The sequence below is a fragment of the Micromonospora sp. NBS 11-29 genome (genome assembly GCF_002140155.1).
Taxonomy (GTDB): Bacteria; Actinomycetota; Actinomycetes; order Mycobacteriales; family Micromonosporaceae; genus Micromonospora.
Genome location: NZ_NAPR01000007.1, coordinates 1,190 through 16,372 on the forward strand (window position 1 = coordinate 1,190; position 15,183 = coordinate 16,372).

The following is a 15,183-nucleotide window of genomic DNA, read 5'->3' on the forward strand; positions in this document are numbered from 1 at the left end:
CAACGAGTACGAGACCGCCTGGCACACCCGCCAGACGCAGCCAGCCGAGCCAACTACCGCCGCCCCTGGCCAGCCGGCAGCAGGTAACCACCGCTCCATCAAAGCGGGGGGAACTCACGCGACTGTCAAAGCATGTCCCGTGACGGGACAAGTGTGATCCGACAGGTACTGCCGATTTCTTCTGTTCTGGATCAAGGCACCGCGCTTCGCGCGGTGCGGGGCGGCAAGCCTGGCCGGCGGCAAGCCGCCCCGGCCGCCTACGGCGCCGGGGCGGTGAGCCACCGACAGCCGCCGGGACACCGCCCCACGGGAAGAGGAACCAGCCTCGGCGAGGCCGTGACGGAAGCCGGCGGCTCGATCTGGTCGGATGGACGGGGCCTCCGCCTGCCGCGCCAGTCNAAGTGCGTCACCAGCCCCACCGCCAGGACGTGCCCGACCTCCACGACAGCCGGCGGCACAGCGGCAAAGCCCACACGCCACCGAAAGGCCCTCAAGGCGAAGGCAGGGCGAGGGCGTATCCGAGGTCCGCTGAGCCAGCACTCAGGCCGTCTCCAGGCCGTCAAACGCCAACCAACGATGACCAAGGTCAACCAACGTCACCAGATAAAGAGCCAGCTCAGAACCTTGATCACGGCTCTGAGCTGGTGGGCGACGGACGAGTCGACCTGTACGCCGGATGCTGATTCGCCCTGCCGTACTGCCGTAGTGCTGGCTCCCGGGTGGTCGACTCGTGGGAGGCTGACGACGGTCAGCTCATCCCCTGGCGGCGGTCCTGCCCGGAGTGCGGCACGCGGTTCACCACGGTCGAGGAGGCGGTCCTCGCTGTGGTCAAGTGCAGCGGGGTGATCGAGCCGTTCAGCCAACCAAGATCATTGCGGGGTGCGCAAGGCGTGCCAGGGCCGGCCGACGAGGACTCGGTCGCGCTGCGCGCTTAGAAGGTTGAGGAGACGATTCGGGCCCAGGGCGCCGCCGAGCTCCGATTACTCGGGCGAACTGCCAGAACATTAACCTTGAAGTGGTCTTTGGCATCAGGGTAATTGGCATGGTATGCCTCGAATTTTGCCTGCTTGATGTCGTTAGCCCAGACAACGTTTACCCCAAGCGGCTCTAGGGCCGTCCGCACGAGCCCGATGCCGGCAAAAAATTCTGCCGCGTTGATGGACTTGGTTTCCACGCGTCCTCTACTGCCCGTCATCTTCGCCGCAGTCTATAGCTGCTCTGACAAGCTGACGAGTGGCGACGCCGGCCTGTGACCAACCCGATCGCCGGTAGCCTGCATTGCCTGCCCGCCCCGTTCGAGCAACTACTCAATGTAACGAATTAGTGCTTCCAGTGTAACGGGGTGAGCCGGGCCCATGCATCTTCGCGCGCAGCCTGCCGCCCTTGATTGCGACCGCCTTAGATCTGCCTATGCGACCAATGACATCCCCCGTCGCTTGAGATGCAGGCGTCGTGTTTTGCGGCCGCTATCGAAGGCCCGGCGTTGCACGACAGCATTTACAACTCTTTCTTACTCTTATTTATCGACGATTGCCGCGTTCTGGCGCGAGGTAACTATAGCTTCGAACAAAATAAGGCGCTTGTCGCGCCCAACGGCGGATTCGGGCGCGACTAAGCGAAAAGCCAAAGTCACCTCATCCGGGCGTAGCTCGTCGTTTACTGCGCCACTGAGGGACTGTTGGCCTTCCTTGGCTCGATTAACGACCGGGTAAATTAAAATTGATCCCGATCGGGGTTCGACGTGCCGCCTCGCTTGCTCCTCGCCGATCTCCGTGTTGTTGAGAGACGTGTCGGGCGTTAGCGGCGCGCGTTTAATAATTTCTCCGGGGCCGCGGTGTTCGAGCTTGCTGATGCCCCCGTAGTAGTCACGCTTCTGTCTGGTCCTAGTATGGACGCTGAGCTGGTCGTGTCCCAGGATCCGTCGGACAGCTGTTGAGCCTTTGTGCTGCGGAAGGATGATGACCCAGCCGCTGACTTGCTCGTCGGTGAGCGAACTTAGCCACCGCAGGTCGGGCGTCAACGCGTCGTCTGTCGCTAGGCGAAGCGATTGCAAGACGCTAAGCAGGACGGGATGGCTGACCCTGCCGATCCAGGCGTGGTAGTCCCAGCTGTCAGGTGCTCCTTCCGACTCGCTGTGATCAGGCTTCGCGGCGCAAGGCAGTTGCCCGTAGAGGTGGGCGTGAGTCTTCGCGGCGTCGAGAAGTGGCTGGAACGCTCTGGTGTTGGACTCGATGAGCTTGGGATCGGACGGCCACCGTCGCGGCTCGACGGCAATGCCTGGTGATCGACGTTCGGCGAGGGCGGCGTTGTACATTTTGTTCGCCGCGGTTGGTTTGAGCCAGTCGAGGTGTTGGGCGACGAGAGGCGGCACCTGCGCGGGTGTGAGCTGGGACTTGCCGTCCACGGGGGTGCCGTAGCGGCGGAGCTCGGTCCGGAAGTGATCCTCGTCGCGGCAGCTCGCTTCGAAGGCGGTGTGCAGGGACGGGCTGATGTAGAGGCGGATGAGATCGCGGTAGTGCGGCCGGAAGCCGAACCAGCGACCCATCTGCATGAGGGTGTCTTGTTGTTTCGTCAGTCGTCGATAGTAGGAGATGGTGAGGCCCTCAACGGTGAAGCCGCGAGCTAGGCTGTTGCCGCCAACGAGAATCTTCCACACATGGTGCTGGTCGAAGTCCAGCTGTTTGTTCTCGAGGCTCTTGTCGCTGTTGACGACGATGACTGGGTCACCGCCCTGGCTGATGTTGCGGACTGCCTTCGCGACGTAGGGCGTCAGCTCTTCGTAGGTATCGGGGAAGCTGTCTCCCTGCGCGAGCGCGTGGCTGACCTGGCGGATGTCGTCGTCGTAGAGCTTGCGTAGCCGGTCCGCGCTGGCGGGCGCGAAGTAGCCGCCGGTGTCCCACAGCTTGCGCACCTCCGTGGCTTTGTCGCCGTGGACCGTGCGGTGCATCGCGTGGTGCACCAGCATGGTGTGGTGTCGGAAGGATCCCTCTCCTCGGTCCTGCCGATAGAGCTTCAGCGCTCCTGTCAGTACGAAGGCATCGAGGGCTTGCCGAAGATGCGATTCGTCGTCCGGGTCGTCCGGGAGCGGACGGACGTGCGCCTTTTCCTTCGAGTTCGCGAAGTCGCGTTCGGCGTCGTCGAGGTGAGTGTCGAGGTCGTGAAAGTCAGCTGCCCCCATATAGCCCGGCGGGGGATCGAGGGAGATGATGAAGTTGCTTGGAAAGATGTCCTCGGTGTCGCTGGGGTCAACGAAGACGTTGGCGAACGGCGTCGCGGTGTAGCCGACGTATTGAGCGCGCGGCAGCAGCGTCAGCAGCTCGCTGATGCGCTGGTTGATGCTGGTCCGCTCCTTCTGGTCTTTCTCCCACTTCTTCGGGTTGCTGGTGTTCGGGGAGGCTTGATCGGACTCATCATCAATGATCAGAGCCGGGATGTCGGCGAGCCGTGTAGTGATCTTACGTAGATCCTTGACTAGCTTGGTCAGCACGAGGTTGTTCTTCTTCACGACGACCAGGCGTGCATGGCTGCCCCTCAGATTGACGTCGTCATACAGCGGACGAAACCGATCTGGCCGCTCGAAGTCCAGGGCGCTGATGCCCTGCTGCAGGCTTCGGTAGTCGAAGTCTCGCGTGGTGAGGCGGACGACGTCGGGTTGGCCGACGTCGCGAGGCAGCACGCCGTGTCGAACGAACTTGTCTTCCTGCCAGTCTCGATCAGCGTGGTAATCGAACGCTTCGGTGTCGTGCTCGCTGATGCCCCTAAGCAGGTTCTCGCGGCCAACGAGCTCCATGTCGAGTCGCCGCTGCGTCTGGGTCCGCAGTAGGTTCGCGCTGCCGCTGAGCACGATGATCAGCCGGTAGCCGGCGTCGATGGCCTTGGCGATGACCCCGGTAAAGTTCGCTGTCTTGCCGCTTTGGACGTAGCCGACAACAAGGCCCTTGGCTTGGTGGCGTTTGGCAGCGGTGGGATCCGCGAGGCGCTCCAGCACTTTGGTGGAGGAGGCGTCGAGCGCGGCCACCGCGGCGGGGTCGAAGCCGCGGGCGTGGAGCAGGTGGCTGCGGTAGTGGCCCCAGTAAAAGTCACGGTCGCGGCGGAGGCTCTCGGTGTACCACGGAGCCCAATCGCCATCAATGACCGTGGCTCCAGCAGCTGCGATGGGGACCAAGTCGAGCAGCAGCGCAGCTGCTTTGTCGCCAAGGCCGAGCAGCGAGACAACACGCTCCCGCCGTTGCGGCGTGCGGTGGTGCGTGCCATCAGCCCAGGCGCTGTCTTCGGCGGCGTCCCAGGTGGCGAGACGCACGGCGAGGTCTTTGCGGAGGCTGTCGTTGGGGTCGGTGGCCGCGAGGTGGGCGCAGAGGCTGTCGTCGTCGGCGTTGATCGACTGGTCCTCGGTCAGCGCCGCCGCTAGCGCGTGCAGACGCCGGGGTCCGCGTATATCCATGGCCTTAAGCGCTTCGCGGTAGCTGGTCGTGAAGAGTTCGGTCATGGGTTCACCTCGGTGGCGATGACGTCGGCGAGCGGCTCCGGGATGGGCGCACCCGCCTCTTGGTGAGACAAGTCGATGCGGTACCTGACGTCGGTGACGTGGCTGTAGTCATATCCCGTGATGGCCAGCTGGCGCGCGGTGAGCCTCGGAAAGCCGTCGTTGACGAGAAAGGCGCGCGTCCGGTTTCGCCGCCGCCAACGCGTAACGCACAGCTCATCGAACGGCTCGGCCCAGCCTGCCATAGCGAGCTTGGCATCGAGCTCGATGCCGGCGGTCGAGCCGGCGGCCGCGTCTCGGGCGGCGGCTACGAGCTCGCTCAACCTCCAGCCCTGTCCCGGGCCGGCTTCGGTGAGCTGATGGGAGACGAGCCACAACGGCGTCGGCGGCGTCGCTTGCAATTGGGTCAGCGAACCTATCCAGTGCGAGCGGCTTTCCGAGGCGGTGGTTTTGACCTCGACGTCGACGTCCGCGATGGCGAAGTCGTGCTCTTCGCCGTGCGGCCCGCGCCAAGAGGAGACAGCGGCCTGCGGGCCGAGCCGTCGGCAGGCGCCAATCAAGGTCAGCAGCTCGCCGCAGAGGCCCAGCTCATGCTCCCGGGAGATGGATCGGCTGTGTCCCATTAACCGCGTGAGCAGTCGAAGCGTCTCTGTGACGGCGGCTCCGAATCCTTTACCGTCCAGTTGGGCGCGATCTGCTATCGCGCAGAGGATGGGATAGGCGTCGACGAAGAGCGCCGCATCTGTGATCACGACCTGCAGTTGGCCAGGATCGCGAGGCGATAGCTGCACGCTGAGGTGCTCCAGGCGCAATCGCGGAACGCTTTCGCGATCCGCGAGCGGCCCCTGCAGGGTGATGGCGCGATGTTCTGGATCGATCGTGAGGGTCAGGGGAGGCTTCTTGCCCATCGGATGCGCCATGGGAACGCCAGCGGCGAGGTATTCACGGAAGCCAGCGATGCTCAGGTGCTGCCTAGCGGGGATCATCAGGTTGCGCCGCGGGCGTGCTGGGATCGGGCGGCGCTCGTAAGAATCTCCTGCCACATGGCGATGTTGTCCTTGTCCTTCGCGCCGAGGTACTCGCCCTCGAACGTGTCCTCGAGAAGGAGGTACAGCAGAGCCTTCATCAAGGGCGCATCGTTGAGGCCGCCGCGTCCGCTGCCCGTGGCGGCAGGGCGGTAGTGGTCGTTGAGCCATAAGGTGCGGTTCTCGCGATCCACGGCAAACAGGTCGAGGCTCTGAAAGCGGCGCCATCTGATGTCGATGGGGTCCTCGCCGGGCACGAACGGGACCTCGTCGCTGATTGCCCTTCGAAGGAGGGGGTCGAATCCCTTGCCGGGGGGAAGCATCCGCCGCCGGTCTCGGCGGCGTTCCCGTGATTGTTTGTAGGTGGCTTCGGCCTCCCGAAGGTAGGAGGCCATGCGGGTGCCGTCGTCATCGCGAGCGGCTTCGGCGAGGTGGGCGAAGTCCGGCCCAACCGTCACTCGTGACTTCTCGGGGTTCATCGAGAACAGACCGGTCACGTCATCGGTGATGTCGATGGCGACGCGGGCGAGCTGTAGCCGGGCGTCGGCAGCGGTCAGGCCATCCCAGCCGCCAGCCTGCAACAGCCGATCAGCTCGGTAGAAGTACAGACCCTGTCGTTCAACGACGCCGCCGTGTAGGCGGAAGTTCGGGGACTTTGAGCGGCCGGGCCAGATGTGGCAGTTGAACGCCACGCTGTGGCCGTCGTGCTCTGCCACGAGCGTCTTGGGGTAACCCGGGTGACCAGTGTGGTGGTAGGCGAACGGATCGATCGGCTCGACTTCGAAAGGCGCGCCAATAATTGCGCGATCGGCGTCAGCGACATCGATGGCTATCCGCAAGGATCCTCGGGTCAGGAAACGATGAAACACCAACCCAAGGTGGTCAAGGATTCTGGAGATGCTCGCGCTGAGGAACTTTTGCACGCGGTCAGGGTCGTCCGTCACCGTGAATCCAGTGATGTCGTCCCAGCGGATGACCGTGCTGCCGCCTGCGCCGGCTGCTCGGAAACCCCATTCTTGAGCGAGCTCGGAGTCGACGAAGTCGGTTGGCACGACATGGCATCGGAAGTTTGAGATGTCACCTAGAGACCATCGGCGACCGTTGAGCTCGCCGTTGGCGTGGCGACTCAGAACAGTCAGGCCGCGAGCCTGGCTAAATGATGCGCCTTTCATGCCAACGCCGAACTTGCCAAGGCTTCCGTTCTGGTAGTTACGCCGCCCACCGACGGTCATGGCGGAGTCAATTAGCTCGGAGGAGATGCCACGTCCATTATCGGCAACGTATAAGGAGCTCAAGCGCCCACGGCGCTGCACGAATCTGATAATCACCTCGCTCGAGGCAGCGTCGACAGCGTTGTCGACAAGGTCTGCAAGAGCCGTCTCGATGCGATGATTTCGGCCAAGGCCGTCAAGTGCGTGCGGATCAGGGGGCAGGCTCACCGAACCCGTTGTTGGAATTTCTTCTAGCCACGTCGGCAACTCAGTTCCTTACCCAGGTTCAACCCTGCAGTTGACGTCAGACTCTATCTGGTCGGGCCGGGGGCGCGCATCGGCCGGTTGGCGTGGCGGGCGGCAAGTTCGGGGGCCTCCACCCCGGTTGGGTGGGTGATGAGGTGCGGCGCGTTGGCCAGCACGGCACGGCCGACACGGTGAACCAGCGGTCTGGCGGGTAGTGGCCGGCTCCGCAGCCGGGGACGGATTGGTAGCCCAGCACGCCGACGGGGTCCCGCTGCAGGGTTCATGGGTTCGGTGCATTGGGCGCAGAGCAGGGCTGATGACAGGAACACAATCGGGCCGGCGGGCGGTGCGTCCGCCACGCGAGCGAGGGAAGGGGCTTTCACGTCGTTGTCTGGCGGCGGTGTTGGCCAGGAGCGCGTCGCCTTCGGTGAGCCAGCCGGAGCCGAGGTAGGTGAGGGTTCCGAGGGTGATCGTGTCTGCCGGTTCGTCGTCTTCTTCGGGGCGGTAGGTGGCGCGGATGGTTGCCGCAGGCTGCCCCACCCGTGGAGACGAACGAATCCGGGCCATCGTGGACGGCGGGGAAGGCCGTACTGGGCCGCTTAGTGGATTCAGGCCGGCATGGTGGCCGGAGTGGTCGAGAGCCGGCGGGACGTGGCCCGCAAGGAAGGCCGCTCGGCATCTCCGACGTCGAGTGCAGCGATCCGGCGGGAAAGCCGCGCTGGCGTGCTCGACGAGCGTCAGAGTAGCACTGGGTGCCGACACGTCAACGTAACGCGAAACTAACGTCGAGCCAATCAGATTCGGTGCTGCCTATAGAGCGATGCGGTTGACGACCGCTCGCTGAACGGGACCGGTGTACTCAGTGAGGCTGAAGCGGCGATGCCCATCCGTGGGAAGCACGGTGACGGCGAGAACGCTTCCGTCTTCGAATCGCAGCGTGAAGACCGGATCGAGTTCGCAGAGGAACGCAAACGCCTCGCGGTCCTCGTTGCTCGCGCTGACCAGGCGACCGTCGGCCTCCCAGTCGCCGGTGGCGGCGGCAATCACGATGGCCACCTCGACGCTGCCGAGGACGGTGGATGAGTCCGCCCACCAGTCCAGCCAGCACCGGCCCTCGAAGCGGTCCATGCCGTCATCTTTGCAGGGCGGCGACGAAACGGTGGGGTGGCCTATGCGACGCGGACCCCGTTGTCGTGCGAGGCCGGGCTGACTGCCGGCTTGTGTGGGAGGACTTTCTGTACGTCTATCAAGGCGGCCCGCAACGGGCCGCACGCGCCGCCGCCTGGGCGCGCGTCCGTCGCTCCGCTGGCGCTCCGACTCCGGCCACGCAACACGCCCGGCGGCTGGCGCGGAAGCGGGAAGCCCAAGGGGCCGCCGCAGAACGACAGACGGGTTAGCCGGTGAGGGGTGGGCCGGCAGCCGGCCGGGCCGCGCGGCCACGAGCCCGCGCGGCATAGGGGAGCGCACGCCGGCATCATTTCGGTGAGTATACACGCGGCGGCGTGCAGCCAAACGCCCCGGCGGCCGACCGCTACCCGGACGACGACGGTCATACCGAAGCCCGGGGGAAAGGTATGGCAGGACGTGCGGGAGCGGCGATCTCCTCCGTGGACACGCCGAAGATCGTGCAGCCGCCCGGGCCTTACCGTGGCCAGGTCGAGGGCGGCGATCATGTGCCGCACGCGTTGGTCACGGGTGTAGTGGTCCTCAGCCGCACCGGCTGTCCGCGAGGTTGCCAGGCCCGGCCGGGGCGGTCTTGCAGGTTCAGCGGCCTGAACTCGGCCACGCATAGCACCTGCCGTCGGCGGGCGGGTGGTCGTAGAGGTCAGGATGCGGTGCCTCTTGCTCGTGAAGTCCGGGTCGGTGCTGGCCTTCCACGTCTTGGTGGCCTGCCACGACACCCCTCGCTCGTGCAGGATCCGCCGGATCGTCTCGACGTTGGCCGCCGCGACGTAGCCCGCGCGTCGATCAAGTAGTCGCGCAGCTTGGCCAGGGGCCAGCAGGAAAACGGCCGGCCGATGACATGGGAGGTCGCGAGGGCAGGCCAACCGCATCTGAATCATCAGACGACAGATCTATGGCCGACACCGATGGACAACCGGAGCAGCACACCGGTCCGGCACCGCTTGCCGATCCTCCGTGTGGCCGGTAGGAACAAGTAGATCCGCTCGCGTCTATCCGAGGAGAACGCATGAGACCTTCGGCCCTCGTTGCCGCGGCGACGGTTCTGGCGTCTGTCGGGACGGTCGGGATCTCCGCTCCCGCCCGGGCGCGGGCCGCCGAACCCCGGAAGCAGCCCGTCGCCGTCGGTTACGGAGGAGCGGTGGCCACTGTCGACGCCACCGCCACGGCGGTGGGACTCGACGTGTTGAAGCGTGGCGGCAACGCCGTCGACGCGGCGGTGGCGGCGGCCGCGACGCTCGGTGTCACCGAACCCTTCTCGGCGGGCATCGGCGGCGGCGGTTTCCTTGTCTACTACGACGCCCGGACCAGGCGGGTGCACACGATCGACGGTCGCGAGACGGCTCCGATGTCAGCGACCGAGACCCTCTTCGTCGACCCGGCCACCGGGCAGCCGTATCCCTTCGACGCCGCCCGCATCAGCGGCCTGTCGGTCGGGGTCCCGGGCACGCTGCTGACCTGGCGAGACGCACTGGACCGGTGGGGGAGCCGCCCGCTGGCGCAGATGCTGCAGCCCGCCGAACGGGTCGCGCGGACCGGCTTCACCGTTGACGAGACGTTCGCCGGTCAAGTGGCCGCGAACCAGGCCGCTTTCGCGCAGTTCAGCTCCACCAGTGGGCTCTACCTGCCGGGCGGCCGGCCACCGGCGGTCGGCACCACCCTGCGCAACTCCGACCTCGCCGCCACCTACCGCCTCATCGCGCAGCGGGGCACCGACGTGTTCTACCGAGGTCAGATCGGCCGGGATGTGCTCGCCACCGTGCAGCACCCACCGACGGTCGCGCAACCTGGCGCGGCGTGGCCGTATCCGGTCCGCGCAGGTGCCATGACCACCACCGACCTCGCCTCCTACCGCACCCGCTCGCCCGTACCGACCCGCTCGGACTACCGCGGCTATGAGGTGTACGGCATGGCGACGCCATCCAGCGGCGGCACCGCGGTCGGGGAGGCCCTGAACATCCTCGAACGCTTCGACCTGGCATCGATGACCACGAGCCAGGCGCTGCACCACTACCTGGAAGCCAGCGCGCTGGCGTTCGCCGACCGGAATCGCTATGTCGGCGACGGCACCCCGCGCCGGACGCTGCGGGAGTTGCTCAGCGACGCCTACGCCGGCGAACGCGCGTGCCGTATCGATCCGGCAGCCGCGCTGCCCAAGCCGGTCGACCCGGGCGTCCCGGACGGCAGCTACGGCGGATGCCCGGCGGCCCCCGCCGCGGACATCCGTGACGACCGCACGGGCACGACCAACCTGACCGTCGCCGACCGGTGGGGCAACGTGGTGGAGTACACGCTGACCATCGAGGCGACCGGTGGCAACGGGATGGTCGTTCCGGGGCGGGGATTCCTGCTCAACAACGAGCTGACCGACTTCAACTTCGTCCCAACCCAGGGCAGCGCGCCCGATCCGAACCTGCCCGCCGCGGGTAAGCGGCCGCGTAGCTCGATGTCGCCGACGATCGTGCTCGCGGACGGACGACCCTTCCTGGCTGTCGGCTCGCCCGGGGGAGCCACCATCATCACCACCGTCCTGCAGACGTTGGTCAACCGGATCGACCTGGGCATGTCGCTGCCGCAGGCGCTGGCCGCGCCGCGGGCATCGCAACGAAACGGCGCGGCGACGCAGGCCGAGCCCGCCTTCATCACCTCGTACGCCGACGGTCTCCCGCCGGGGCACGCCTTCACCGCGACCTCGGAGATCGGCGCCGCGACCGGTATCGAGTTCCTCCGCGGCGGCCAGATGCTGGCCGTGGCTGAGCCGGAACGCCGCGGTGGCGGGGCGGCGGCCGTGCTCAGCCGGTCGCACCACTGATCGACCGTCCGCCACCGTCGCGCCACCCGGATACGCGGCTGCGGCTCCACGCTGGGTCCGCGCGGCGAGTCGCGGCGGTGGACCGGTCGCGGTCAGTGCGCCTCCGGCGGGGGCGCAACGACTCCAGGATGGCCGGGCTCCGTCTGCGCGTTGCGGTCCGTAGGTGGTTGCGCGCAGCCATCCCGTCAGCCGACGACCCGGGCGAGCCGAGCAGACCACCGCCCGACCCGCCAGCGTCCGTACGTGCGGTCCGCTTGACGTGGCGGGCCNCGGGATGGCAAGATGTTCCGCAAATTGCTCTTGGTTACCGTGTGAGGGTATCGAGCTGCCGGCCGTTCGTAGGAGAGCAACCATGCCGACCCGGCACAGCCGTCATGGCCTGACGTTAAGCCCGGACTACCGGATGGTCGTCCTACGTGACGTCTATTGCGACGCCGCCGTGGGCTCAACGGCCGCTATCAGGGAGGCCAACAAGAATGTGGCAGCGAGCACCGGATACGAGATCTACATCGTCGTGAGCCAGGACCTCATCAAGGTACGAGCCGACGTGGAGATCTGGAACGAGGCCCCCGATGATGACCTGAGCGCGTCCGGGTGGACGGGTCCCCTGACGTTCGACCTGGATTGTCCTACCGGCAATTTGCAGATTGGCGACATCTTCGGCACGGCCATTTCTGGCATTGACCCGCCAAGGGGGCCTGGCCGGTATGCGGTCGCGCTGTTTCATCGCGGGCGTGAGCAGGCAGACGAGGCATTCCGCGAGATTTTGAGGGTGATGGGCACTGACGGCGACGATGAGCGCATCGCCGACCTGCAACGAAAGCACTCCGGCATGGAGCAGTATCTGATACGGATTTGGTGGCAAGCCGACCTGCCACCAGACGAAGACGATGAAGACCTGTGATGACGCATGAAGCGCTCGTCTGAGTGAACAACTGGGTGACGAACGGGGCGATCGACGCCGGACGCCTACGGACGATGGTGGACTGTGCCGGCAGCTCACCACGGCTGCTCGCCCAGCTCATCGGCGACTGATCATTCTTTCACACCGAAGAGGTCACTGGTTCGGTCCCAGTATCGCCCACCGTAGATAGATGCAGGTCGGAAGCCCGTCACCGGAATCGCCGGTAACGGGCTTTTCCGCCGTTGCCCCTCAAGTTTGGGGGCAGATTGGGAGCACGACGATCCCGCCCGTTGCTGTGCCTCGCGATCCCTGGGCCCGGGCGGGCCACCATCCACCTCGCCGCCATCAACGAGTGGCTGTGACCGACTTCGACACAGGCCCTAGTTCGCGGGACGCAAACGTCCTGTCTCCGTGCCCTGGGCATCGAGGAGCACCAGGATTTGACCGTCGAAACCTGCTCGTCTGGCCGTCACGAGCCATCTTCCGACTGACACACTGTCGGCGCAAAACGTCAGGGTGGTTCCTCTTGCGGTTGTGAGTAGTGTGCCGCTGGCGGCGGTGATCCATCGACCGCTCTCGTCGTTGCAGCCGTCGGATCCGCGCCATTCACCGTCGTCCGTGAACTTGACGTATGCGGCCTTGTGTCCCGTCAGGGGTATCCAGCGACCCGCCAGCCGGTGTCGGTCCACCGGAATTAGCTTCGCTGGTAGGGCGACCGCTGGTGTCAGGGCCCGGCGGGCCTCGTCGGTGATCACCGGCGGTTCCAGTAGGTCGTCGGCCTTGTCGGGCTCGGGGGTCGGTGTCGCCCCGGGGATCAGCCGGGCGACCGGTTGTGCTCGTGCGTCGAGGAGTACGGGTAGTCCTGCGCCGTCGAGCTGGTAGGCGGTGACGCGGCGCAGCCATTCGGGGGTTTCTTGACTGGCCTTCGCGCAGCCGGGGATGCCTTCGACCGCGGTGGTGGGGGCCGTGTAGATGTCCGCGAGGAAGGTGCCGTCGCTGCTGGCCCGCCAGGATCCGCCCAGAGTGCCGCAGCGGCTGCCGACCNTCCAGGAACCGATCAGTGACGCTGGCGTCAACGGCGCCGCAGGCCCGCTGGTTCTCGAGATCGGCTGCGGATTCGCGGGTTCCGGGTGGCTCTGCCTGCTGCATCCGGCGAGCAGCACGCCCATCACGACCAGCGTCGCGAGGTAACCCTGTCGTACCACCTCGGCTCCTCCGGTCGGCTCCGGTCAGGCTCGGGGTCTCGTGTAACGAGTTACCGAACCACCTGCTCCTATCTAACGGCCGGGAGAGACATCGGATGCGCCCGGAGTTCGCAAAAGCCCGATACGCCAACGGCCTCAGTGCGCCTTGGCGTACGGGACAGAAGAGCTGGCGAAGATGCGCTCGGGCGAGGCGTTCCCCGCCATGGACCCGAAGCGCCGAGCACATCAACTCACCGAACTCGAGGCGGCGGTGACAGGACACCACTCTGCGGTTGACCAGCTGGCCACCGTCGTGGGCGACCCGCAGTTCGGTGAGGCGTGTTACATCTCTGCCATCCCGATGCTGACCCGCAGGCCGCCACACGCCGTTTCGGCTCGGGCCTGAGGTACGGCGCCGGAGCACCCTTCCCTGCCGGTGCCCGTCCTGCCTCTCGCTCAAGCATCTTGATCTCGTTCGGTGTCGCCGGGCGAAACGTGCGCTCAGCGTAGGCGCGTCCCACCGCTCCGTCAGGTTGCCGTAACGAATTCGACAGTCTCGCCGCCCGCTACGTGTCACTCGCACGCGATCGGCGGGTGCCCGCGCGACGCGGGCACCNGACGCCGCCTGACCGAGGGTCACCTTGAGGATCTTCTCGTTGCTGTTGTTCGGGGTGCTGTCCTTGTCCCCGCCGGTGCTCGTGGTGAGCCACAGGTTGCCGTCGAGGGACGGTTCGACGGTGCGCAGCCGGAAGTACGTTCCGACGAAGTACTGCTGGACGTTGGTGAGCGTGTTGCCGCTGATCTCCGCGCGGTACATCCGGTTGCCCCGCAGGCAGGCGATGTAGAGCACGTCCCGGACGATCGCGATGCCGCTGCACGAGGCGTCGGCCACCGGGTACGTCCGGATGGGGGCCCTGAAGTTCGGGTTGGCGCAGTCGCCGGAGGTGCCCTCGCAGGCGGGCCAGCCGTAGTTGCCGCCCTTGACGATGATGTTGGTCTCGTCCATGACGTTGTTGCCGAACTCCTGCTCGAAGAGCCGGCCCTGGGAGTCGAAGGCGAGTCCCTGCGGGTTGCGGTGGCCGTAGCTCCACACGTAGTTGCCGAAGGGGTTGTCCGCCGGCACGGTGCCGTCGGGGTTGAGCCGCAGCACCTTGCCGCCCAGGTTGTTGGTGTCCTGGGCCACGTTCGGGTTCTGTCCGTCGCCGGCGGCGGCGTAGAGCTTGCCGTCGGGGCCGAAGCGCAGCCGGCCGCCGTTGTGGTACTTGTTGCGCGGGATTCCCGTGACGAGCACCTGCCTGGTGTCAGTTTGCAGCGTGCCGTCGTAGCGGATGCGCACGATCCGGTTGTCGGTCGTGGTGGTGTGGTAGATGTACAGCCAACGGTCGGTGGTGAAGGTGGCCGAGACGGCCAGCCCGAGTACGCCGCCCTCGCCGTTGGTGCCGGCCACGTTCGGCACGGTGCCGATGCTGTGCTTATTGGTGCCGTCCGGGTTCATGGCGACGATGTCGAACAGGTCGCGCCGGCCGTAGAGGACCGTGCCGTCGGGCAGTTGCACCAGGCCCCAGGGCAGGTCCTTCTCGGTGGTGACCGCCGTGGCGCCGCAGATCGGGCTCGTGCAGCCCGAGCCGGTGTGCGCGGTGACCGCGGCGCTCGCCCCCGAGACATTGCCCTGGGCGTCCCGGGCGGTCACGGTGTACCGGTAGTCGGTGCCGGGCGTCAGCCCGGTGTCGGTGAATCTGGTCGCCGGCGGGTTGCTGGCGGTGCCGGTGGTGGAGCCGACCGCCGTACCGTTGCGCAGGATGGTGTAGCCGGTGACCGCGACGTTGTCGGTGGAGGCCGACCAGGTGAGGGTCACGTCCGTGCCGTTGACCGTCGCGGCCAGGTTGGTCGGCGTGCTGGGCGCAGACGTGTCCTGCTGGCAGAACGGCGGGGTGACCGAGAGCGTGGAGCTGGCCTGCGAGACGTTGCCGGCGGCGTCGCGGGCGTTGACGTACCAGCCCCAGGTGACACCCTGCACGACGCTGAGCGTGGCGGTCAGCGTCCGTCCGGAGACCGAGGTGACGAGCTGGCCGTCGTGGTAGATGTCGTAGAAGGCGACGCCGACGTTGTCCTGGGAGGCGTACCAGGAGAGTGTGA

General features: G+C 66.3%; 9 protein-coding genes and 1 pseudogene. 4 read left to right on the plus strand and 6 right to left on the minus strand.

The window, feature by feature from the left end; translation table 11 throughout:
- Positions 1-689: 689 nt before the first annotated feature.
- Positions 690-932, plus strand: a pseudogene (locus tag B1205_RS10285) (NrdR family transcriptional regulator); the annotation flags it as partial.
- Here the strand turns inward: B1205_RS10285 and B1205_RS29000 are convergent.
- The 5 genes from B1205_RS29000 to B1205_RS10310 form a co-directional block, all read right to left on the minus strand.
- Positions 932-1,195: a DNA cytosine methyltransferase gene (locus B1205_RS29000; RefSeq protein WP_140157998.1), complete on the minus strand. Its 264-nt coding sequence runs from the start codon at positions 1,193-1,195 to the stop codon at positions 932-934. The pseudogene B1205_RS10285 and the gene B1205_RS29000 overlap by 1 nt on opposite strands.
- Before the next feature lie 321 nt (positions 1,196-1,516).
- Positions 1,517-4,486, minus strand: coding sequence for a Z1 domain-containing protein (locus B1205_RS10290; RefSeq protein ID WP_089155409.1), 2,970 nt, complete (start codon positions 4,484-4,486; stop codon positions 1,517-1,519).
- Positions 4,483-5,391 carry a PD-(D/E)XK motif protein gene (locus B1205_RS10295; protein WP_089155823.1) on the minus strand — a complete coding sequence of 303 codons (909 nt, stop codon included), beginning with the start codon at positions 5,389-5,391 and terminating at the stop codon, positions 4,483-4,485. Before B1205_RS10295 ends, B1205_RS10290 begins: the two co-directional genes overlap by 4 nt.
- A gap of 77 nt (positions 5,392-5,468) precedes the next feature.
- Positions 5,469-6,986 carry an ATP-binding protein gene (locus B1205_RS10300; RefSeq protein WP_089155410.1) on the minus strand — a complete coding sequence of 506 codons (1,518 nt, stop codon included), beginning with the start codon at positions 6,984-6,986 and terminating at the stop codon, positions 5,469-5,471.
- Positions 6,987-7,775: 789 nt separating this feature from the next.
- Positions 7,776-8,093, minus strand: a complete 318-nt coding sequence (locus tag B1205_RS10310; protein WP_089155412.1) for a hypothetical protein — start codon at positions 8,091-8,093, stop codon at positions 7,776-7,778.
- 1,063 nt (positions 8,094-9,156) lie between these two features.
- On the opposite strand from B1205_RS10310, the gene ggt reads away from it, so the two are divergent.
- Both ggt and B1205_RS10325 read left to right on the plus strand, forming a co-directional pair.
- The gene (gene ggt, locus B1205_RS10320; protein ID WP_089155413.1) at positions 9,157-10,959 is read left to right on the plus strand and encodes a gamma-glutamyltransferase; all 1,803 of its coding nucleotides are present in this window, start codon (positions 9,157-9,159) and stop codon (positions 10,957-10,959) included.
- Between the two features lie 352 nt (positions 10,960-11,311).
- Positions 11,312-11,863, plus strand: a complete 552-nt coding sequence (locus B1205_RS10325; protein WP_140157999.1) for a hypothetical protein — start codon at positions 11,312-11,314, stop codon at positions 11,861-11,863.
- Between the two features lie 606 nt (positions 11,864-12,469).
- Here the strand turns inward: B1205_RS10325 and B1205_RS10335 are convergent.
- Positions 12,470-14,902, minus strand: coding sequence for a PQQ-dependent sugar dehydrogenase (locus B1205_RS10335; RefSeq protein ID WP_254909836.1), 2,433 nt, complete (start codon positions 14,900-14,902; stop codon positions 12,470-12,472).
- Between B1205_RS10335 and B1205_RS31180 the strand changes: the two genes are divergently transcribed.
- A complete protein-coding gene (locus tag B1205_RS31180; protein WP_254909837.1) occupies positions 14,892-15,128 on the plus strand; it encodes a hypothetical protein in 237 nt (78 codons plus the stop codon). The two genes, B1205_RS10335 and B1205_RS31180, sit on opposite strands and share 11 nt — an antisense overlap.
- The last annotated feature ends 55 nt before the right edge of the window (positions 15,129-15,183 follow it).